Below are 22181 nucleotides of genomic sequence, written 5' to 3' on the forward strand. Positions count from 1 at the left end.
CCATGCGCCTTCCGCGCCGGCAGCGGTTGCGGGCCGTCCTGTCCGAGGAACTGCGCCAGCTGACCACCGTCCAGGCCAGCGACCGCGCCTGGCCAATGCCGCTGGCCGCGGCGCTGTCCTCCGGGCTGCCGCTGCTGGCCGGCGCCGCGCTCGGGCGCATCGGCGACGGCCTGGTGGCCTCGCTCGGCGGCCTGGTGTTCCTGTACCTGCCCGCCACCTCGCTGGCGCAGCGCATGGTGGCGCTGCTGGCCTGCGCCTTCGGCATGCTGGCCTGCTATACGCTGGGTGCGGCCAGCGGCCAGTGGCCGCCGGCGATCATTCCCGCCCTGGTCGCGATCACGATCCTGGTGACGATGACCTGCCGCATCTACGCGCTCGGGCCGCCGGGCAGCCTGTTCTTCGTGATGGCCGCCGCGATCGGCGCCTACAGCCCGGTGACGGCGGCCGAGCTGCCGCGCATGGCCGGCCTGTTCGGCTTCGGCGGCCTGCTGGCCTGCGCGGTCGGCTTCTGCTACAGCGTCTTCACGCTGCGCGGCCGCGCGCCGCCATCGCAGCCGCCCCTGCCTGCCTTCGATTTCGGCTACGTGGTGCTGGACGCGGTCGTGATCGGCGCCGCGGTCGGCCTGTCGCTGCTGGCCGCGCAGCTGCTGGCGCTCCCCAAGCCCTACTGGGTGCCGGTCAGCTGCCTGGCGGTGATCCAGGGCGTCTCGCTGCGCGCAATCTGGAACAAGCAGCTGCAGCGCGTGCTCGGCACCGGCGCCGGCGTGGCCCTGGCCTGGGGCCTGCTGTCGCTGCCGCTGGGCGGCTGGTCGGTGGCGGCGATGGTGATGCTGCTGACCTTCCTGATCGAGATGCTGGTGGTGCGCCACTACGCGCTGGCCACGGCGCTCATCACCCCGCTCACGATCCTGCTGGCCGAAGCGGCGACCCTGGGCCAGGCGGCCCCAGGGGCGCTGGTGCAGGCGCGCTTCGTCGACACCCTGCTCGGATGCGCGATCGGCCTGGCCGGCGGCTGGTGCCTGCACAACCCACGATGTCGCGCCGCCGCCGGCGCCTGGTTGCGCCGCCTGGCGCCGGCCGGCGCGCGCGAGCGGTGAACTCAGGCGGGGATTTCCGGCGGCTCGTCGAGCCAGCGCAGCGCGGCCGCGAGGTCGTTGTAGAACACCCGGTAGCTGCCTTCGCCCAGTTCGCCGAAGGCGATCCGGGCCCGGTAGGCGATGCGGGTATTGGCGACCAGGATCGCCCGGCGCAAGGGCAGGGGGCCGTAGCGCTCCCAGGCGCGCGACTCCAGATCCTGCTGCACCAGGGCGATGTCGACCGACGGGACATCCATTTCGAGCGAGTCGTACAGGACCTTCACCTGGCGGGTATCCTGCACCAGCGCGATGACGCGCCGCTGGCATTCCTCGAGCAGCGCTGCGGTGCAGGCGCCGCGGATGCGCGCGATGATGATGTCGCCGACCGGCTCGACCCACAGTTGTTGGGTTTCCATTTTCATGCTCTCCTACATTTCAGCTTCAGTCCTGCAACAGCCCTGCCGCGAAGGCCCGGAAGGCTGGCAGCAAGGGCGCTTCGGTGCGGCCCGCCAGGGTCACGCAGGCGAAGCGGGCCTTGGCGTCCAGGCGCGGATGGAGCGGCAGTTCGGCCAGGCCACCGGCGCGCGCGGCCGCCGCCAGTCCCAGGAACAGGGCCTGCGAGCGGCCGACCGCATCTACCAGGCTGGCCACGTCTTCGCACTGGAGGGTGACCATCTGTTCCGGCAGGGCCGCCGGCCCGTAGGCGGTCACTAACAGGCGCGCCACTTCGTCCGACAGTGGCGTGGAGGCGACCGGAAAGGCCAGCAGCTGCTCCAGCGTGAGCGTGTCGTGCGCCAGCAGGGGGTGGCCCGGGCGGCAGGCGAAGCAGGTGCGCAGCTCGCCGAGCGGCCCGGCCACCAGGTCCTCCGCCGGCGCGATGCTGCGCGCGTCCGCGACCAGGGCGTCGAGCTGGCCGGCGCGCAGCTGCACCAGCTGCTGCGCCAGCGGGCCGCGCGTGATGTCGAGCCTGACCCCAGGGTGCCGTTCGGCCATGTGGCACAGCAGCGGCGCCATCAGCATGGCGGCCGGACCCGATCCCATGCCGACGCGCAGCGCGCCGCCCGCACCGTGGCGGAAGATGTCTGCGCTGCGCGCCAGCTCGCCCGCATCGCGCACCAGGCGGGCGGCGCGCGCCAATACGTGGCTGCCCAGCGGCGTGAGCTCGATGCGCTTGCCGATGCGGTCGAACAGCGGCGCCCCCAGGTCTTCCTCGAGCGCCTGGATGCTGCGGCTCAGCGCCGGCTGGGTGATGAACAGGCGCTCGGCCGCGCGGCTGAAGGAGCGCGCTTCGGCGACAGCGATCAGGTGCTCCAGCTGTTTGATGTTCACGTCTCAGTCCTATGCGGAATATGCATCGATATGGCAATAATAATGCATTGGACACATCGCTGGCCCCATCGTACCATGCCCCGCACCGAATTCCGCCATCCTGCCTCCCCCCTGAGAATGAGCCTGCTCCACACGATCTACCTGGTCGCCATCGCGGCCGAAGCCGCGTCCGGCGCCCTGATGGGCATGCGGCGTCGCATGGACCTGTTCGGCCTGTGCGTGGTCGGCACCGTCACCGCGCTGGGCGGGGGCACCATCCGCGACCTGCTCATCGGCCACTACCCGCTCGGCTGGGTCGCGCACCCGGAATACCTGGCCTTCACCGTCGGCGCCGCGATCGCGGCGGCCCTGCTGGCGCGCCGCATGCATCGCCTCAAGACTGCTTTCCTGTGGCTGGACGCGCTCGGCCTGGTGGCCTTCACCGTGATCGGCTGCGACGTCGCCGCGTCCACCGGCGCGCATTGGGTGGTCGTGATCCTGATGGGGATGGCCACCGGCGTGTTCGGCGGCCTGCTGCGCGACGTCCTGTGCAACCAGGTGCCGCTGGTGCTGCAGCGCGACCTGTACGCCACGGTGTCCCTGGCCACCGGGGTGCTCTACCTGGGCTTGCTGGAGCTCGGCGTGGCCGCCGGTATCGCCACCACCACCGCGATCGCGGCAGGCTTCGCCCTGCGCCTGCTGGCGCTGCGCTTCGGCCTGGCCCTGCCGGTGCTGGAAGCCGACACCAGCAGCTTCGACGAGCCGCGGGAGCACGGCTAGATGAGCGAAACCGGGCGCGTCGCCGCCGGAAAGGGCCATGCCTTCAGCGCCAGCCCGGTGCTGGAGAGCCGCCTGCCGGCCTGGCGCTCGCGCCTGCTGCTGCTGGTGCTGTTCGCCGCCTTCGCGACCCTGGCCGGGCGCGCGGTCTGGCTGCAGCTGTGGTCCGACGAATTCCTGCAGAAGCAGGGCGCGGCGCGCTATGCCCGCACGCTGGAGCTGCCGGCCACCCGCGGGCGCATCCTCGACCGCAACGGCGAGGTGCTGGCACTGTCGCTGCCGGCGCGCGCGGTGTGGGCGATTCCCGCCGAGGCGCGCGGCGCCGCGCCGGCGCAGCTGGACGAACTGGCGCGCCAGCTCGGGCTGGGCCGGGCGGAACTCGACGCCCGGCTCGACTCGCGGCGCGGCTTCGTCTACCTGAAGCGCCAGGTCGACCTGGCCACCGCCGGGCGCGTCCAGGCGCTCGGCATCGCCGGCATCCACACCCGCAAGGAAAGCCGCCGCCACTATCCGCATGGGGCCTTGACGGCGCACGTGGTGGGCTTCAACGACGTCGAGGACCAGGGGCAGGAAGGCATCGAGCTGGCGCACCAGGCCAGCCTGGGCGGCACGGCCGGCAGCCGCCGCGTGATCCGCGACCGTCTCGGGCGCATCGCGGAAGACGCGGGCGGGCGCCTGCCCGCGCGCGACGGCCGCGACCTGGCGCTGGCGATCGACGGCCGCATCCAGCATGCGGCGCGCAGCCATCTGAAGGCGGCGGTCGAACGCCACCAGGCTGCCGCCGGCGCCATCGTGGTGCTCGACGTGGGCAGCGGCGAGGTGCTGGCGCTGGCCAACCTGCCGGACTACGACCCGAACGAGCGCAAGGGTCTTACCGGAGCCCAGCTGCGCAACCGGGCCCTGACCGACATCTATGAACCGGGTTCGGTGATCAAGCCCTTCACCATCGCGCTGGCCCTGGAGAAAGGCCTGGCCACGCCCGACACCCTGGTGGAGACCGCCCCCGGGCGCCTCACCATCGGCCGCGCCACGATCCGCGACGCCAGCCGGCACGACACCCTGACGGTCGCCGAGGTGCTGCAGAAGTCCTCCAACGTCGGCACCGTCAAGCTGGCGCTGCAGATGCCGGCGCAGGACATGTGGTCGATGCTGACCCAGGTGGGCTTCGGCCAGCCGCCGCAGCTGGGCTTTCCCGGCACGGCCGCCGGCAGCCTGCGGCCCCACCGTTCCTGGAAACCGATCGAGCAGGCCACCATCAGCTATGGACACGGCATGGCGACCTCCTTGATGCAGATGGCGCAGTCCTACCTGGTGTTCGCCCGCGACGGCGACATGATACCGCTCAGCCTGTTGAAGGTGGACGAGCCGCCGGTCGCGCGCCCGGTGCTGTCCAGCGCCAGCGCCGCCGCGGTGCGCGCCATGATGGAGCGCGCCACCTGGCCGGGCGGCACCGCGCCGCGCGCGCGGGTGCCCGGCTACCGGGTGGCGGGCAAGACCAGCACCGCGCACAAGCCGGTGGGGGGACGCTACACCAACCGCTACATCGCCGGCTTCGTCGGTTTCGCGCCGGTGTCGCGGCCGCGCATCATCGTCGCCGTGATGATCGACGAGCCGACCGAGGGCGGCTACTTCGGCGGGCGGGTGGCGGCGCCGGTGTTCGCCAGCGTGGTCCAGGATGCGCTGCGCACGCTCGACGTCGCGCCGGACGCGGAGGTCGAGGACATCCTGCCGGCGCCGATCGAGGCCGCGGACGAGGACGCGCTTGCGCCTGCGGCCGGGGAGAAGCAATCAACTACGTGATTTTCCTGGGGCTGGCTAGAGACTGAATCCCGGTTTTCGTCTATACCTTGTGGGCCGCATCGGCGGCCCACGAAACAGGAGACCAGGAAACCAGCATGCCAAACCGTCTGTCCACCCGCCGCGCCTTGACGCTGTCCTTACTCTCGGCTCCCCTGTGGGGCTGCGCTTCGCCATCCACGCCCGCGCCGGCGCGGCGAACTTCGATCACGGAGTTCGGCGCCGTCGCCGATGCCGCCACGGTCAACACCACGGCCATCCAGAAGACCATCGACCACGTCGCGGCGCAGGGCGGGGGCACCGTGGTGGTCCCGAGCGGCGTGTTCGTCAGCGGCGCGCTGTTCCTCAAGCCGAAGGTCAACCTGCACCTGGACGAGGGCGCGGTCCTGCGCTGCTCGACCGACTTGCGCCACTTCCCGGCCGGCCGCACCCGCATCGAAGGGCATTTCGCGCCCAACTTCAATCCGGCGCTGATCAATGCGAACGGCTGCGACGGCTTGCGGATCAGCGGGGCCGGCACGTTGGATGGCGCCGGCCGCCCGATCTGGGACCTGTTCTGGAAGCTGCGCAATGCCGCGCCCGATCCGCACAATTTCAAGAACATCGGCATCCCGCGCGCGCGCCTGGCCCTGATCGAGCGCTCGAAGGACGTCAGCATCGAGGGCGTCACCTTCAAGGACTCCCAGTTCTGGAACCTGCACCTGTACCGCTGCCAGCAGGTCACGGTGCGCAATGCCCGCTTCGTGGTGCCCGAGGACTACCACCAGGCGCCCAGCTCCGACGGCATCGACCTGGACAGCTGCCAGCACGTGCTGGTCGAGGGCTGCTACTTCTCGGTGACCGACGACTGCATCGCCGCCAAGGGCTCGAAGGGGCCGTTCGCGATGGAGGACAAGGACAGTCCGCCGGTGATCGGCATCCGGGTACGCAACTGCGAGTTCCGGCGCGGCCACCACATGCTGGCCCTCGGCAGCGAGGCGACCCTGGTGCGCGACGTCCTCATCGAGGATTGCCGGGTCACGGGCAAGGTGGACAGCCTGGCCGTCTTCAAGCTGCGCCCGGACACGCCGCAGCACTACGAGAACATCCATTTCAGGAACATCACGGTAGACAATTCCGGCGGCCAGATCGTCACGATCCAGCCCTGGACCCAGTATTTCGACCTGAAGGGTGCGCCGCCGCCGAAGTCGATCGTGCGCAACATCAGCCTGGTGGGCATCCGCGGACGCCTCAAGGCCTTCGGGACGATCAAGCCGAATCCGGGGCAGACATCGATCAGCGACGTCCTGCTGAAGGACTTCGATGTGCAGCTGGAGGGCGACAAGCTCGATACGGCGGATGTCGCCAATCTGCGCCTGGAGAACGTGATCGTCAACGGCAAGCGGGTCGCGACTCATCAATGATGTTCATGAATCAACGCCGCGATTTACAAATCCTGCTCATATGTGCAGTGCTCGGCGGCCTGCCGCCGATCGCCTGCGCCGCCGAATCGACCATCCGCAACGGCGTCTTCTGGAAGGACACGTCTGGCACGCCGATCTACTCGCAGGGCGGCGGCATCCTGAAGGTCGGCGACATCTATTATTGGTATGGCGCGAAGTATGCCGAGGCGGTCAGCTACGCCAGGGAGCCGGTTCCGAAGCCGAACAGCGCCAACCCGACGTTCAGCGCGGTAACGGCCTACTCGTCGACCGACCTGGTCAACTGGAAGTTCGAAGGCGAGGTGCTCAAGGCGGGCGCCGCCGGCAAGATGTTCGACCAGCCGGGCTGGGTCGGGCGGCTGGGCGTGGTCCACAACAAGCGCAGCGGCAAATACGTGCTGCTGACCCAGTACAGCAGCCGGGAGAACGGCAGCGGCGTGCTGTTCGCCACCAGCGATTCGCCCACCGGCCCCTTCGTCTACCAGCGGCTGCAGACCCATATCGACCGGGTTGCCACGCCTACCTCCGGCGACCAGACCGTGTTCGTCGACGACGACGGCCAGGCCTACCTCATCTTCAGCAGCGGCGGCGACCGGCGCAAGCTGTACGTGGCGCCGCTGCGCGCGGCGGACTTCCTGGCCGTGGAACCCGCGGCCCTGGTGCACGCGGCGCCAGCCGGCGGACGCGAAGGCAACGCCATGTTCAAGCACAAGGGCCTGTACTACTTCTGCTCGTCGGACCTGCACGGCTGGAACGCCTCGCGCAGCTTTTACATGACCGCGAGCAGCATCACCGGCCCCTACACGCCGGAGAAGCTGATCGAGGGGACCGAGGCCGACTTTTCGCACGTGTCGCAGAACGGCTTCTTCGTTCCCGTGCAGGGCAGCGAAGCCACGACAGTGCTGTACGCGGGCGACCGCTGGAGCAACTATGCCGCCAACGGCATCGGCTACAACATCTGGACGCCGCTCTCCTTCGAGGGCGCCAAGCCGGTGTTCAACTCGCTCAGCGAATTCAGGCTCGATGCCGCCAAGGGCAGCTGGTCGGTCGGCAAGGGCAACAACTACGTGCTCAATCCCGGTTTCGAGGCCGACCGCGTGACGCAAACGGGCGTGGCCGGCTGGCGCACCAGCTGGACCAGCCTCAAAGGCGCGGCGCCCATCGTGAATACCCTGGAAGGCCGCAACAGCCGCTGGGCGCTGGTGCTGAGGCATCTTGATCCGAGCATGGGCAGCGCGATCCAGGACATCAAGCTGCCGAACGGCAGTTACACCCTGCGGGCCTGGGTCAGGAGCAGCGGCGCCCAAGGCGTGGCGCGCCTGTTCGCCAGCGGCCACGGCGGCCCGGAAGCCGCGCATGTGTTCACCGGTGCGATCGGTGACTGGACGCAGGTGACGCTGCCCGGCATCGCGGTGCGCAATGGCAGCGTGCAGGTCGGGGTCTACACCGAGGGCAAGGACGGCCAGTGGCTGATGCTCGACGACGTCAGCCTGGTCCGGGACTGAGTTACAGCCTACCGGCCGCCCACAGCACGCCGCGCGCGACCAGGTCGAGGTAGCGCGGGTCTTCCATCTCGGCCGCGTTGTGGGCCAGCGTGGTGCTGAACACGCGCGTGCGCTGCGGGCCGTACAGGTGGGTCCAGGCCACCGTATAGACCTTGGCGCGGTCCGCTTCGATGCTCGATTCCGGCTGCGTCCCGGTCAGCACCGGCGTCACGCCGAAGCTGCTCAGGTTGTTGTACAGCTCGTCCTTGCCGGTCGTGTAGGGCACGAATCCCTTCACGATCGGATGCTCCTTGCCTGCCTGGCTGAGGCGGATCGGCGACTGCGGCCCGTGGCCGCTGGACTGGATGCCGGTGAATTCGAACCAGCGCGCGTTGGCGTCGCCGGCCTTCACTGGCTGGCGCCAATCGCCGGAACGGTAGGAATGCATCGCACAGTGCAGGTTCACGGCCGGGATGCCCTTGCGGTGCGGCGCCAGCACGGCGTCGAGCGCCTGCGCGCTGTCCTCGTCCGCCGCACACTCATTGTGGATCACCACGTCATAGCCATCCGCATAACGCGGATTGCCATAGATTGGCAGCGCCGGGCGCGTCGCCTTTTCTCCAGGTCTGGGGTCGTGGTAGACGTGGCTGACTTCGGCCGGCATGCGCTCCTTCAGCGCCCGTTCCAGCACCTCGCGCTGGCGCGGGTAGTCGTGGCAGCAGCCGCCGCTGACGATCAACACCTTGACCGGCCTGGGCGCCTCGGCATGCGCCGCGGGGAGGGTGGAGAGGAAGAGCGTGACGGCGCCGGCAATCGGTTTCAGCATGATGTCCTTCTTGTTCGGATGAGCAGCTTGCATGGTAGCCAGTCATGGCGTCTCGTGCGCATGGCCATGCAAGCAATCACGATCGTGATCGCCGAGCCGATACATGTTTTGGTATCGGATTGGCCAAAAATATGATTGGAACGGTCTCGATGCTAGGCCTACCATTCCTGTCGAGCATGTAATAACAGCAAAGCCGCGGCACAGCGGCGATAACGACAACGACATCAGGAGACGTATGAAACGCACATCATTCGGCCGCGCCGCGGCCAGTACCGGTCACGCCTTCGCACTTCGCGCCACGGTCGCCGCACTCGCCGGAGCAGGCCTGATGAGCGCCGCCACGGTCGGCGCCCAGGAGATTTCCCCCGCGGCCGCCGGAACGACGGAGCCGAGTGATACGCAGACCGTGGTCGTCACGGGCGTCCGGGCATCGCTCATCAAGAGCCTGGCGATCAAGCGCATCAGCGACCAGGTCGTGGAATCGGTCGTGGCCGAAGACATCGGCAAGCTCCCCGATAACAATGTCGTCGAAGCGCTGCAGCGCGTGACGGGGATCCAGGTCACCAACCGCGCCGGCGGTGAAGTCGGCGCCTTGTCGATCCGTGGCCTGCCCGACGTCCAGACTACCTGGAATGGCCGCAATATCTTCACCGCCTCGGGCACGCAGGTCGCGCTCCAGGACATTCCCTCGACCCTGGTGCGCCAGATCGACGTCTACAAGACGCGCGACGCCAGCCAGCTGGAAACCGGGATCGCAGGCCAGATCGACGTCAAGTCGCTGCGGCCCTTCGATTTCAAGGGACCGCAAGTGTCGATTACGGCGCGCGAGACCTATCTGGATCCAGCTAAAAAATGGAACCCGCAGCTCAGCGCCATGTTCAGCAACCGCTGGGAAACCGGCTTCGGCGAGGTCGGCGCCCTGGTCAACCTGGCGGCCACCCAGACGCGATACCGCAACGAAAGCGTGACGCCGGGCGCCATGGTGCCGTTTACCAGCCCGAATGCGGCCGAAGTGCCGGCAGGGTATACGCCTTTGCAGCGCATCACCGACAACAATATCTGGGCGCCCGGTACCCGTACCGGCTTGCCGATGGCAGCGGGTTCGACGCTGGATTTCAACGGCAAGGCGCATCCTTATTACCTGGCGCGCGACGCCGTTTTCCAGAGCGACGTCCAGGGTGAACGCAAGCGTCCTGCCGCGAATATCGCCCTCCAGTGGAAGCCGAACGCCGATGCGGTCTACACCTTCGAATCGATGTACAACGGTTATCGCGACAAGGCCTTCAATCAGCTGCTGTTCAGCTTTGTCGACTGGTGGGGCGATCTGGGCAGCAATCCGGCGGGGACGATCACGACCTTCCCGGGAACGAACGTCATCAAGACCCGCAAGGTCAACAACGTCTACGGCTTCAACAGCGGCGACTACACCACGTCGAAAACCGATTCCTTCGTCTATGCCCTGAACGGCAAGTGGAATGTCGGCGAGCGCCTGAAGCTGGACGGTGATCTGTCGTTCCAGACGAGCGAGTTCGACACGCAATTCACCGCCACCCGGATCGATCGCGTGGCACCGTCCATCGACGTCGACTTCAATGCCGGCGGCGATACGGCCTTCCGCTTCAATAACAATGCCGACCTGGCCGACCCGACCAAGTGGAATGTGGCGGAGTTCTACGACAACGCCAACCGCAACAAGGGCAGCGCCGCGACGGCCACGCTGGCGGGCGTGTTCGATGCCGACTGGGGCGCGCTGCAGACGCTCCAGTTCGGCGCGCGCCACGACGTGCGCAAGGCCTCGGAGGCGAACCGGACCCAATCGGCCTTCCTGGGCCGCAACCTGGCCTCGCTGGGGCCGCAGTATTCCATCACCAACTCCAACTTCGGCGCCGACATCTCGGACGTTCCGCGCTCGTGGGTGGAACCGAATGCCTATTACATCCGCGACAACATCGACGAGTGGCGCAAGCTGTATCACTCGGTCAACAGCAACTTCCTGACCACCGACCAGCTGCGCCTGCAGAAGACCTTCGAGATCGAGGAAAAGACGAGCAATCTCTACCTGATGGGGAATTTCCAGAGCGAGCTGTTCGGCAATCGCCTGCGCGCCAATGTCGGCGTGCGCTACACCAAGGTCGATACCGACATGACTTTCTATAAGGTCGATGCCACCACAAAGGCGGTCACGCCGTCCGGCGCCGACAAGTCGACCAGCAGGTTCCTGCCCAGCCTGACCCTGACCTACGATCCGGCCAAGGACGTCGTGACGCGCTTCAACTTCGGCAAGACCCTGCGCCGCCCGAACTTCGGCGACCTGAATCCCGTCCTGCAACTGGCCGACGACGTGTCGCGGGTGGGTTATGGCTCGGGCACCGGCGGCAATCCGGACCTGAAACCGACGCTCTCGACCAACTTCGACCTGACCGGCGAGTGGTACTTCCAGAAAGACAGCGCAGTCTACGGCACTGTATTCAAGCGCAAGATCGACGGCCTGGTCGTGCCCCTGCGCCGCAAGATCCACGTCGACCCGGCGGACGACCCGTTCCGCAACTCGACCTCGGGCGGCGACCATACCAACGGCTATGACTACGTCATCAACTCCCCGGTCAACGCCTCCGACGGCACCATCAAGGGCGTCGAACTCGGCCTGATCTACTTCCCGAAGTGGCTGCCAAGCCCGCTGGACGGCCTGGGCTTCCAGGGCAGTTTTACCAAGCTGAGCTCCTCGCAGAACGTTCCCGAGGCGAATAGTGCCGGCGAAATCATCGCCCAGCTCGAGACGCCGTTCTTCGGGGTGTCCGACCGCTCGTACAACGCCACCCTGGCTTACGAAAAGGGCCCGGTCAGCGCGCGCCTGTCCTATGTCTGGCGCTCCGCCTTCCTGGCCACCAACGAAGCCGCCCTGTTTGCCAACCCGATCGGCATCTGGCGCCAGCCCGAGAAGAGCGTGGACATGCAGGTCTCCTACAAGGTCAACGACAGGATGTCGGTCGATGTCGGCGCCATCAACCTGACCAACGAAATGCAGCGGCAGTACTACCACTTCGGCAATGCGGGTAACGAGCAGTTGACCAATTTCGGTACGGTCCAGGTCGGACGTTCGGTCTCGGTCGCCTTGCGCTGGAAGATGTAAGCCGCAGCCGCTGAAGTAAAAGCAGGGGCACTGCAGGATTGGATCCGGCAGTGCCCCCGGGTCGTTCGGAAGGGAATGCACATGCACACACAAAAACTCTCCACCCTCGAAAAAGCGGGTTTCGGCGCCGGCGACATGGCGCTCAACGTGGTGATCTCGTCGATGATGCTGATCATTACCTTCTTCTATACCGACATCTACGGCATCCACACCGCCGACCTGGCGGCCCTGTTCGTGGCCGTCAAGGTGGTGGGCGCCGTGGCCGACCTGGCGATGGGGCAGGTGACCGACTCGGTGCTGACGCGCTGGGGGCGCTACCGGCCCTGGTTGCTGCTGCTCGCCGTGCCCTACGGCCTGAGCGTGTTCCTGGTGTTCTCCACGCCCGACTGGGGCTATGACGCCAAGCTGGTCTGGGCCTACTCGACCTACATCCTGATGACCCTGATGACGGCGGGCGTCGGCATTCCCTACATCTCGCTGATCAGCGGCCTTACCTCGGACCCGCAGGAACGCCTGTCGGCCAATGGCTACCGCCTGTTCTTCGCCAAGATCGGCGCCTTCATGGTGACCATCATCGTGCCGATGCTGGCCAGCTGGTGGGACCCCGGCAACCAGGCCGCCGGCTACCAGGCCGCGATGGCGGTGATGGCGGCAATGGGCGTGCTGCTGTTCCTGCTGTGCTTCTTCACCACCACCGAGCGCGTCGTCCACAAGGTCGAGAAGCAGCCCTTGATGGACCAAGTGCGCGTGCTGATGCAGAACGACCAGTGGCTGATCCTGTGCGCGGTGTGTGTGACCGGCACCATCGGCTACGTGATCCGCGGCTCGGTGGCGATCTACTACGCCAAGTATTACCTGGGCGGCGACACGGCTACCGTCTCGGCCTTCCTGTCCACGGGCGTGGCGGCGGCGATCCTGGCCATGGTGGTGTCCACCTGGACCACCAAGTTCTATTGCAAGGTCAAGCTGTTCCGCAACACGCAGATCCTGGTCGCCGTGATCAGCCTCCTGATCTACTTCCTGGTCAAGCCGGGCGACATCGTGCTGGCCTTCGTCCTGTACTTCATCCTGTCGCTGGTGGTGGACCTGCACGCCCCGGTGTTCTGGTCGGCGATCGCCGAGACCATCGACTACGGCCAGGTCAAGACCGGCAAGCGTGTGTCGGGCTTTGCTTTCGGCGGCATCTCGGTGTGCCAGAAAGCGGGCATGGCGGTCGCGGGCGGCATGGTCGGCATCCTGCTGGATTACTTCCAGTACCAGCCGAACCAGGAGCAGTCGGCGCTGGCGCTGCAGGGCATCGCCCTGATGCTGTCGGTGATCCCGGGCTTCTTCCACTTCCTGATGGGCGTGCTGATGTTCAAGTACCGCATCAGCGACAGCTATTACGACACGGTCAAGGCCGACATGCGCACGGCCGGGTACGTCGCCGGCTGACGTATGTCGACCGCGTGGGCGGCAAAGCCGCCCACCCTACAACGGCGTATACCCGTAGGGTGGGCGGGTCGTAATTCGGGCCACTGGCCCGAATTACCCCACGCGGTGATAAACAAACTTTGAAACGAGATTGACGATGCAAGAAACCATTCTGAAACCCCTGATCGAACAGCGCGCCGACCCCTATATCTACAAGCACACTGACGGCTACTACTACTTCACCGCCTCGGTGCCGCAATACGACCGCATCGAGCTGCGCAGCGCCGGCACCATCGCCGGCCTGGCGCAGGCCCGGACCGTGGACGTCTGGACCAAGCCCGACACCGGCCCGTACTGCGAACTGGTGTGGGCGCCGGAGATCCATTTCAACCAGGGGGCCTGGTACATCTATTTCGCCGCGGCCCCGAGCCGCGAGATCAAGCACAAGCTGTTCCAGCACCGCATGTACGCGATCCGCAACCAGAATGCCAATCCGCTCGAGGGCGAATGGGAGTTCATGGGCCAGGTCGACACCGGCATCGACAGCTTCTGCCTGGACGCCACCACCTTCACCCACAAGGGCCAGTTGTACTACCTGTGGGCGCAGAAGGACCATGAGATCGAGGGCAACTCCAACCTCTACATCGCGCCGATGAAGACGCCGTGGCAGATCGAGGGCAAGCCGGTCATGCTCAGCAAACCCGAGTTCGACTGGGAGACGCGCGGCTTCTGGGTCAACGAAGGCCCGTCGGTGGTGCGCCGCTACGGCAGGATCTTCATCAGCTACTCGGCCAGCGCCACCGACGAGAACTACGCGATGGGCCTGCTGTGGGCGGACCAGGACGCCGACCTGCTCGACCCCGGCTCCTGGACCAAGTCGCCCGAGCCGGTGCTGCGCACCTGCTACGAGCACGGCATCTACGGTCCGGGCCACAACAGCTTCACCTATGCCGAAGACGGCGAGACCGTGATGCTGGTCTACCACGCCCGCACCTACACCGAGATCGTCGGCGATCCGCTGTGGAACCCGGACCGTCACACCTTCGTGAAAGCCCTGCGCTGGGACGCAGACGGCATGCCGGTATTCGGCCGGCCATCGACCAACTGAGCCACCAACCGAGGAAGAACGTCTTGCGAGACCTGAGCAACCGCGGCATCACCCAGGCGCCCTATGGACGGCTGGCAAACGGCCAGGCCATCACCGAATTCACACTGGCCAACGCGAACGGCCTGGTGGCCAAGATCATCGATTTCGGCGGCATCATCACCGCGCTGCACGCGCCCGACCGCGAGGGGCGCTTGGCCGACGTGGTGCTGGGCCTCGACACGCTGGCCGATTATGAAGGCGAGAATCCCTACTTCGGCGCCCTGATCGGACGCTATGGCAACCGCATCGCCCATGGCCGCTTCACGCTCGACGGCCGCGACGTCGTGCTGCCGGCGAACGACGGCGAGAACCACCTGCACGGCGGCCCCAAGGGCTTCCACAAGGTCAAGTGGCAGGCCAGCGTGGAGGGCGACAGCCTGCGCCTGGCCTACCGCAGCGTCGACGGCGAGCAGGGCTATCCCGGGAACCTGGATACCGTCGTCCACTACCAGCTGAACGACGACAACGAGCTGGTGGTGCGCTTCGAGGCCACGACCGACCGGCCGACGCCGGTCAACCTCACCCAGCACAGCTACTTCAACCTGGCCGGCGAAGGCGACATCCTCGAGCACCTGCTTACCATCGACGCCGATACCTTCGTAGGGATCGATGCCGCATCGATCCCCCTGGGGACCTTGTCGCCGGTCACCGGCACGCCCTTCGATTTCCGCACGCCGCGCCCGATCGGCGAGCGCGTCGGCCAGCCGGACAAGCAGCTGCGCCATGGCCAGGGCTACGACCACAACTTCGTGCTCAACAAGCCGAACGGCCCCGAAATGACGCGCGCCGCCCACGTGCTCGAACCGGTGTCGGGCAGGGTGCTGGAGCTGTTCACCGAGGAGCCGGGCGTGCAGTTCTACAGCGGGAACTTCCTGGACGGCTCGCTATCCGGCAAGGGCCGCAGCTACGGACACCGCAGCGGCTTCTGCCTGGAACCCCAGCATTTTCCGGATTCGCCGAACCGCCCGCGCTTCCCGAACGTGATCCTGCGCCCGGGCCAGGTGTACCGGACCGAGTCGCGCTTCCGCTTCTCGGTGCAGGGAGCCGAGGCATGATGGAGCACTTCCTCGACAATCGCCATGAGCTGGGCGAATGCGTGCTGTGGTGCGAGCGCACCGGGCGCCTGCTGTGGACCGATATTCCGCAGGCGACCCTGTGGTCGTATTCGCCGGCCAGCGGCAGGAGCGTAAAGTGGCCGATGCCGGAGCGCCTGTGTTCCTTCGCGCTGACCGGCAGCGACGATTGCCTGCTGCTGGCGCTGGCCTCCGGCCTGGCTTTTTTCCGCTTCTCGACCGGCGAGGTAGTGCGCATCGTGGATGTCGAAGCCGACATCCCGGCCACCCGCATCAACGACGGGCGTTGCGACCGCCAGGGCCGCTTCGTGTTCGGCATGTTCAACCAGGAAGACGGTCCAAAGCGCGCGCTGGGCGGCTTCTACCGCCTGAATACGGACCTGAGCCTCGAGCGCCTGCCGCTCGGGAATGCCGCCATTGCCAACAGCATCTGCTTCAGCCCGGACGGGCAGCGTATGTACTACGCCGACTCCGTCACGCGCGAGATCCGCTATTGTCAATACGACCCGGGCAGCGGCGCGATCGGCGCCACGCAGGTGTTGGTGCCGGCCGACGCGGCGCCGGGGGAGCCGGACGGCTCCTGCATCGATGCCGAAGGCTGCCTGTGGACCACGCGCTGGGGAGCGGGGCAGGTGATGCGCTTCGCCCCCGACGGCCGGCTGGACCGGGTATTGACGCTGGCCGCGCCGCAGCCGAGCTGCCCGGCCTTCGGCGGGCCGGACTTCTCGACCCTGTATGTCACCAGCGCCTGGCTCGGCATGACAGGGGGCGACCGCGCCGCCGCGCCCCTGTCGGGCGCTATGTTCCACCACGCGCTGGAGGTCCGAGGCCTTCCCGAATCGCGCTTTCTCGGCGCTTTCAGATAACGAATTTAGTATCAATATTGCGAAATATTTGATTGGAAAGTTATCTGGTCAGCTTTTAGACTTGCCTCATTGCTGAACAACACGACATGAGAGGGGGTAACCAGCCTCCCGTGGCGGAAACAACGAGGAGAAGGCATGTCCGAGACGAAGAAAAAGACCACGCTGCGCTCGGCGGCGTGGTTCGGGACCCAGGACAAGAACGGCTTCATGTACCGGAGCTGGATGAAGAACCAGGGCATCCCCGACCATGAATTCCAGGGCAAGCCGATCATCGGCATCTGCAACACCTGGTCCGAACTCACCCCCTGCAACGCCCACTTCCGCAAACTGGCCGAACACGTCAAGCGCGGCATCCTGGAAGCCGGCGGCTTCCCGGTCGAGTTCCCGGTGTTCTCGAACGGCGAATCGAACCTGCGTCCCACCGCCATGCTGACCCGTAACCTGGCCAGCATGGACGTCGAGGAATCCATCCGCGGCAATCCGATGGACGCCGTGGTGCTGCTGGTGGGCTGCGACAAGACCACCCCGGCGCTCTTGATGGGCGCGGCGAGCGTCGACCTGCCGACCATCGTCGTGACCGGCGGCCCCATGCTCAACGGTAAGCTCAACGGCAAGGACATCGGTTCCGGCACCGCCGTCTGGCAGCTGCACGAGCAGGCCAAGGCCGGCCAGATCACCATGCACGACTTCCTGTCCGCCGAAGCCGGCCACTCGCGCTCGGCCGGCACCTGCAACACCATGGGCACCGCCTCGACCATGGCCTGCATGGCCGAGTCGCTCGGCACCTCGCTGCCGCACAACGCCGCCATTCCGGCGGTGGACGCGCGCCGCTACGTGCTGGCCCACATGTCGGGCATCCGCATCGTCGAGATGGTGCACGAAGACCTGCGCCTGTCGAAAATCCTCAAGCGCGAGAATTTCGAGAATGCGATCCGCGTGAACGCGGCGATCGGCGGTTCGACCAACGCCGTGATCCACCTGAAGGCGATCGCCGGCCGCGTCGGCGTGCCGCTCGAACTGGAAGACTGGACCGCGATCGGCAAGGGCACCCCGACCATCGTCGACCTGCTCCCGTCGGGTAAATACCTGATGGAGGAGTTCTACTACGCCGGCGGCCTGCCGGGCGTGATCCGGCGCCTGGGCGAGGGCGGCCTGCTCAAGAACCGGGACGCGCTCACCGTCAACGGCAAGACCCTGTGGGAGAACTGCCAGGACGCGCCGATCTACAACGATGAAGTGATCCGCAAGCTGGAAACCCCGCTGATCGAGGATGGCGGCATCCGCATCCTGCGCGGCAATCTGGCGCCACGCGGCGCCGTGCTGAAACCCTCGGCTGCTTCGCCGCACCTGATGCAGCACCGCGGCCGCGCCGTCGTGTTCGAGGATTTTGATCATTACAAGCAGCGAATCAATGATCCCGACCTGGACGTCGACGCGAATTCGATCCTGGTGATGAAGAACTGCGGCCCGAAAGGCTACCCGGGCATGGCGGAAGTCGGCAACATGGGCCTGCCGCCCAAGCTGCTGGCCCAGGGCATCACCGATATGGTGCGCATCTCGGATGCGCGCATGAGCGGCACCGCCTACGGCACCGTCGTGCTGCACGTGGCGCCGGAAGCCATGGCCGGCGGCCCGCTCGGCATCGTGCGCGACGGCGACTGGATCGAGCTGGATTGCGCCGGCGGCGGCCTGAACATCGAGCTGTCGGACGACGAGATCCGCAGCCGCCTGGCCGAGCGCGCCGAGCAGAACAAGCCGGTCCAGCACAGCGGCTACCAGCGGCTCTACCTGGATCACGTGCTGCAGGCGGACGAGGGCTGCGACTTCGACTTCCTGATCGGTTGTCGCGGGTCGGCGGTGCCGAAGCACTCGCACTGACGCTGCCTAGCGCGGCCGCCGCGGCGGCCGCGCATTCTCTTTTATAACGACATCGGAGACCGGGCCATGCTGCTCGTACAGTTCATCACCGAATCCCAGGAGCGCCGCATCGGCATCCTGCACGACAACACCATCCGCGTCGTCGGCGGCTATGCCACGACCCTCGAGCTCGCGCGCGCCGCCATCGCCGCCGGCGCCGGCCTGGCGCAGCTGGCCGACAGCGCCGCCACCAGCGAGCACTATCACTACGACGACGTCGCCCAGGCCGGACGTATCCTGGCGCCGCTCGACCACCCGGACGCCGCCCACTGCTACGTCACCGGCACCGGCCTGACCCACCTGGGCAGCGCCGACACCCGCGACGCCATGCACAAGAAGATCGGCGGCGACGTCGAGTCCCTGAGCGACTCGATGAAGATGTTCCGCATGGGCGTCGAAGGCGGCAAGCCGGCATCGGGCACGCCGGGCGTGCAGCCCGAATGGTTCTACAAGGGCGACGGCTCGATCGTGCGTGCAACCGGCCAGGACATCGAGATGCCTGACTTCGCGCTCGACGGCGGCGAAGAGCCGGAGATCGCGGGCCTGTACCTGATCGGCGACGATGGCCAGCCTTATCGCCTCGGTTTCGCCATCGGCAACGAGTTCTCGGACCACGTCACCGAGCGCCAGAACTACCTCTACCTGGCCCACTCGAAACTGCGCAACTGCGGCGTCGGACCGGCGCTGCTGGTGGGCGAGATGCCGGGCCACGTGTCGGGCACGTCGCGCATCCTCGGCAAGGACGGCCAGGTGCGCTGGGAAAAGGCTTTTGTCAGCGGCGAGCAGAACATGTCGCACACCATCGAGAACCTCGAGTACCACCACTTCAAGTACGGCCTGTTCAAGCGTCCGGGCGACGTGCACATCCACTTCTTCGGCACCGCCACCCTGAGCTTCGCCGACAACATCTCGGTACAAGCCGGCGAGACCTTCGAAGTGGAGTCGCCGCAGTTCGGCCCGGCCCTGCGCAACCGCCTGGCAGTGGTTGATACCGGCTTCGCGAAGGTGAAGCCACTGTAAGCATCGGCGGCACATTGACCGAAGAGCAAGGCCGCCTCACAATAAGAACGGACGGAGACATGCATGACAAAGTTGGCTAGCTACCCCAGCCTGCAGGGCAGGCGGGTATTCGTGACAGGAGGCGGCACCGGCATCGGCGAAGCGATCGTGAAGGCGTTCGTTGAGCAGGGCGCGGTGGTCGCCTTCGTCGACATTGCCAAAGACGCGAGCGAAACGCTGTGCGCGAAGCTCGCCGATGCCGGCCACCGCGCGCCGGTGTTCCGCCATTGCGACATCACCGACATCCCCGCGCTGCAGCGCACGATGGCCGAGCTGGCCGAACAGCTGGGCGACTTCGAGGTGCTGGTCAATAACGCCGCCAACGACCAGCGCCACGACGTCGAGAAGGTCTCGCTCGACTACTGGAACGAGCGCATCGCCATCAACCAGCGCCCCATGTTCTTCACCGCGCAGGCAGTCCTGCCGGGCATGAAGAAGATGGGCGGCGGCTCCATTATCAATTTCTCTTCCATGTCCTGGCATGCCAAGGGCGCGGGCTATCCGGTGTACGCCACCACCAAGGCGGCCGTGATCGGCCTGACCCGCAGCCTGGCGCGCGACCTCGGTCCCTTCGGCGTGCGCGTCAACACCGTCACGCCGGGCTGGGTGATGACCCAGCGCCAGATCGACCTGTGGGTCGACGAGGCGGCGGAACTCGAGATCAAGAAGGCCCAGTGCCTGCCGGGCAAGCTGATGCCGGACGATATCGCCGCCATGGTGCTGTTCCTCGGCGCCGACGACAGCAAGATGTGCACGGCGCAGGATTTCGTCGTCGACGCGGGCTGGACGTGATGTGTAGCGGCTGAGTGCCGCTACGCTTCCGTCGACCTTCTCACTTCGAACTGTCATGCGCGCCACTGGCGCCCATGACTTCCCGCGAAGGCGGGAATCCAAGTTTCTCTGCACGCCACGAAATTGGGCTCCCGCCTGCGCGGGAGCGACGTACCAGGAACGCCTATGACCGCTCTGACCCGCACCACCCTGGCGCTCGTCGCCATCTTCAGCACCCAGGCGCACGCCGCCGCCCTGACCAGCCCGGACGGCCACATTTCCGTGACCGTCAGCGCCGCATCAAACGGCACGCTCAGCTACGCCGTCGCCCGCCACGGCAAACCCGTCATCCTCCCGTCGCCGCTCGGCTTGCGCCTGGAAGGCGCCGACCTTGCGACCGGGCTCAAGATCGCCGCCACCTCCGCGATCAAGCCGGTCCGCGACAGCTATGAGCTTGCCACCGGCAAGAAGCGCCACATCAGCTACGCCGCGAACGAGCAGGTCTACACCGTGCGCAACGCCCGGGGTCAGGCCATGGACCTGGCTTTCCGCGTCTCGAACGACGGCGTCGCCTTCCGCTATCGGGTAGCCGAGCCGGCGCTGCCGCACAAGAAGTTCATCTCCGAGGCCACCGGCTTCAGCTTCGACAAGTCCGCCAAGGCGTGGCTGCAACCAATGGCGGTGGCGCAAACCGGCTGGTCGAACACCAACCCGTCCTACGAAGAGCACTACCAGCGCGAGATCGCGGTCGGCACCCGGTCCCCGATGCCCGCCGGCTGGGTGTTCCCGGCCCTGTTCCGCAGCGGCGACACCTGGGTGGCGCTGACCGAGGCCAACATGGACGGCAGCTTCCACGCCTCGCGCCTCGACGCCGAATCGCCGGAAGGCCGCTACCGGTTAGCCCCTCCCATGGCCGCCGAAGTGTTCACCAACGGCGCGCTGCTCGCGGAAAGCCGTGGCGAGCTGGTGACGCCCTGGCGGGTGATCGCGCTCGGTTCGATGAAGACCCTGGTCGAATCGACGCTCGGCACCGACCTGGCCGCTCCAGCCATTGCTTTCGACAAGGCGCGCGTCCAGCCCGGCCATGCCTCGTGGAGCTGGGCGCTGCTGAAGGATGAGGGCACCGTCTTCGAGGTCCAGAAGAAGTTCATCGACTACGCAGCAGACATGCGCTGGGAGTACACCCTGGTGGACGCCGGCTGGGACCGCAGTATCGGCGACGCCAAGATGCGCGAGCTGGTGCAGTACGGCGCCAGGAAGAACATCGGCATCCTGGTCTGGTACAACTCGTCGGGCGACTGGAACAAGACCCCGTTCACCCCGAAAAGCGCCTTGCTCACCCGCGAAGCGCGCAGCCGCGAATTCGCGAAGCTGGTCGAGATGGGCGTCAAGGGCGTCAAGATCGATTTCTTCGCCGGCGACGGCCGGTCGATGATCGCCTACTACGTCGACATCCTGGAGGATGCCGCCAAGGCGGGCCTCCTGGTGAACTTCCACGGCGCCACGCTGCCGCGCGGCTGGTCGCGCACCTACCCGAACCTGATGACCGTGGAGGCGGTGCGCGGCTTCGAATTCACCACTTTCGAACAAAGCGACCAGGACGCGGTTGCTCCCCATGCCGCGATGCTGCCGTTCACGCGCAACCTGTTCGACCCGATGGACTTCACCCCCACCGTGTTCGGCGACATCCCGAAGATCCAGCGCAAGACCCGCAACGGCTTCGAGCTGGCCGAGTCGGTGCTGTTCCTGTCCGGGATCCAGCATTTCGCCGACACGCCGGAAGGCATGGCCACCGCCCCGGCCTACGTGAAGGGCTTCCTGCAGGACCTGCCGCGCAGCTGGGACGAGACCCGCTTCGTCGATGGCTACCCGGGGCGCCATGTCGTGATCGCACGCAGGGCAGGGAAGACCTGGTACGTGGCCGGCCTGAATGCCGACGCAGCCGACAAATCGCTCGAGCTGGACCTGTCCTTCGTCGGGAAAGCGGGCGGCACCCTCATCACCGACGGCGAGGGCGAGCGCGCCTTCAGCCAGTCGCGCTTCACTGGCAGCAAGGGCGGCAAGCACAAGATCAGTATCAAAGCGCACGGCGGCTTCGTCGCCGTATTCCAATAAG

At 66.7% G+C, this 22181-nt stretch carries 17 protein-coding genes; 14 read left to right on the top strand and 3 right to left on the bottom strand.

The genetic code is table 11. The features are described from left to right. Positions 1-2: 2 nt before the first annotated feature. The gene (locus YWC_RS0123565) at positions 3-1097 is read left to right on the top strand and encodes an FUSC family protein (protein WP_027867587.1); all 1095 of its coding nucleotides are present in this window, start codon (positions 3-5) and stop codon (positions 1095-1097) included. A 2-nt stretch (positions 1098-1099) separates the two neighbouring features. Here YWC_RS0123565 and YWC_RS30590 read toward each other — a convergent pair whose 3' ends face one another. Both YWC_RS30590 and YWC_RS0123575 read right to left on the bottom strand, forming a co-directional pair. Next, a complete protein-coding gene (locus YWC_RS30590; RefSeq protein ID WP_036215695.1) occupies positions 1100-1492 on the bottom strand; it encodes a hypothetical protein in 393 nt (130 codons plus the stop codon). Between the two features lie 25 nt (positions 1493-1517). Then, on the bottom strand, positions 1518-2405 hold the full coding sequence (locus YWC_RS0123575; RefSeq protein ID WP_027867588.1) for a LysR family transcriptional regulator: 888 nt from the start codon (positions 2403-2405) through the stop codon (positions 1518-1520). A gap of 75 nt (positions 2406-2480) precedes the next feature. Here YWC_RS0123575 and YWC_RS0123580 point away from each other — a divergent pair, with 75 nt between their 5' ends. The 4 genes from YWC_RS0123580 to YWC_RS0123595 all read left to right on the top strand — a co-directional run bounded on the left by YWC_RS0123580 (position 2481) and on the right by YWC_RS0123595 (position 7884). After that, positions 2481-3164, top strand: a complete 684-nt coding sequence (locus YWC_RS0123580) for a trimeric intracellular cation channel family protein (RefSeq protein ID WP_229413178.1) — start codon at positions 2481-2483, stop codon at positions 3162-3164. Further along, positions 3165-4961: a peptidoglycan D,D-transpeptidase FtsI family protein gene (locus YWC_RS30595; protein WP_051306700.1), complete on the top strand. Its 1797-nt coding sequence runs from the start codon at positions 3165-3167 to the stop codon at positions 4959-4961. Between the two features lie 95 nt (positions 4962-5056). Next, a complete protein-coding gene (locus YWC_RS30600) occupies positions 5057-6361 on the top strand; it encodes a glycoside hydrolase family 28 protein (RefSeq protein WP_156923860.1) in 1305 nt (434 codons plus the stop codon). 5 nt (positions 6362-6366) lie between these two features. Next, the gene (locus tag YWC_RS0123595; protein ID WP_156923861.1) at positions 6367-7884 is read left to right on the top strand and encodes a family 43 glycosylhydrolase; all 1518 of its coding nucleotides are present in this window, start codon (positions 6367-6369) and stop codon (positions 7882-7884) included. 1 nt (position 7885) lies between these two features. Here YWC_RS0123595 and YWC_RS0123600 read toward each other — a convergent pair whose 3' ends face one another. Beyond that, positions 7886-8689: a ThuA domain-containing protein gene (locus tag YWC_RS0123600; RefSeq protein ID WP_027867591.1), complete on the bottom strand. Its 804-nt coding sequence runs from the start codon at positions 8687-8689 to the stop codon at positions 7886-7888. A 235-nt stretch (positions 8690-8924) separates the two neighbouring features. On the opposite strand from YWC_RS0123600, the gene YWC_RS30605 reads away from it, so the two are divergent. The 9 genes from YWC_RS30605 (at position 8925) to YWC_RS0123645 (ending at position 22180) form a co-directional block, all read left to right on the top strand. Further along, on the top strand, positions 8925-11819 hold the full coding sequence (locus YWC_RS30605; protein WP_051306702.1) for a TonB-dependent receptor: 2895 nt from the start codon (positions 8925-8927) through the stop codon (positions 11817-11819). Between the two features lie 81 nt (positions 11820-11900). Next, positions 11901-13253, top strand: a complete 1353-nt coding sequence (locus tag YWC_RS0123610; RefSeq protein ID WP_027867592.1) for an MFS transporter — start codon at positions 11901-11903, stop codon at positions 13251-13253. Positions 13254-13389: 136 nt separating this feature from the next. Then, positions 13390-14340 (top strand): glycoside hydrolase family 43 protein, encoded by a 951-nt coding sequence (locus YWC_RS0123615; protein WP_027867593.1) that lies wholly within the window; start codon positions 13390-13392, stop codon positions 14338-14340. A gap of 23 nt (positions 14341-14363) precedes the next feature. Next, positions 14364-15434 carry an aldose epimerase family protein gene (locus YWC_RS0123620; protein ID WP_027867594.1) on the top strand — a complete coding sequence of 357 codons (1071 nt, stop codon included), beginning with the start codon at positions 14364-14366 and terminating at the stop codon, positions 15432-15434. After that, positions 15431-16318: an SMP-30/gluconolactonase/LRE family protein gene (locus YWC_RS0123625; RefSeq protein ID WP_027867595.1), complete on the top strand. Its 888-nt coding sequence runs from the start codon at positions 15431-15433 to the stop codon at positions 16316-16318. Before YWC_RS0123620 ends, YWC_RS0123625 begins: the two co-directional genes overlap by 4 nt. 135 nt (positions 16319-16453) lie before the next feature. Continuing rightward, positions 16454-18196 (top strand): IlvD/Edd family dehydratase, encoded by a 1743-nt coding sequence (locus YWC_RS0123630; protein WP_027867596.1) that lies wholly within the window; start codon positions 16454-16456, stop codon positions 18194-18196. Positions 18197-18262: 66 nt separating this feature from the next. After that, complete coding sequence (gene araD1 / locus YWC_RS0123635; protein ID WP_027867597.1) at positions 18263-19255, top strand: AraD1 family protein; 993 nt, start codon at positions 18263-18265, stop codon at positions 19253-19255. Between the two features lie 63 nt (positions 19256-19318). Beyond that, entirely contained in the window at positions 19319-20086 is a 768-nt protein-coding gene (locus tag YWC_RS0123640; protein ID WP_027867598.1) for an SDR family NAD(P)-dependent oxidoreductase, read from the top strand. Between the two features lie 165 nt (positions 20087-20251). Then, positions 20252-22180: a glycoside hydrolase family 97 protein gene (locus tag YWC_RS0123645; protein ID WP_027867599.1), complete on the top strand. Its 1929-nt coding sequence runs from the start codon at positions 20252-20254 to the stop codon at positions 22178-22180. Position 22181 lies beyond the last annotated feature (1 nt).

Origin of the sequence: Massilia alkalitolerans DSM 17462, assembly GCF_000427785.1 — a bacterium.
GTDB lineage: Bacteria > Pseudomonadota > Gammaproteobacteria > Burkholderiales > Burkholderiaceae_D > Telluria > Telluria alkalitolerans.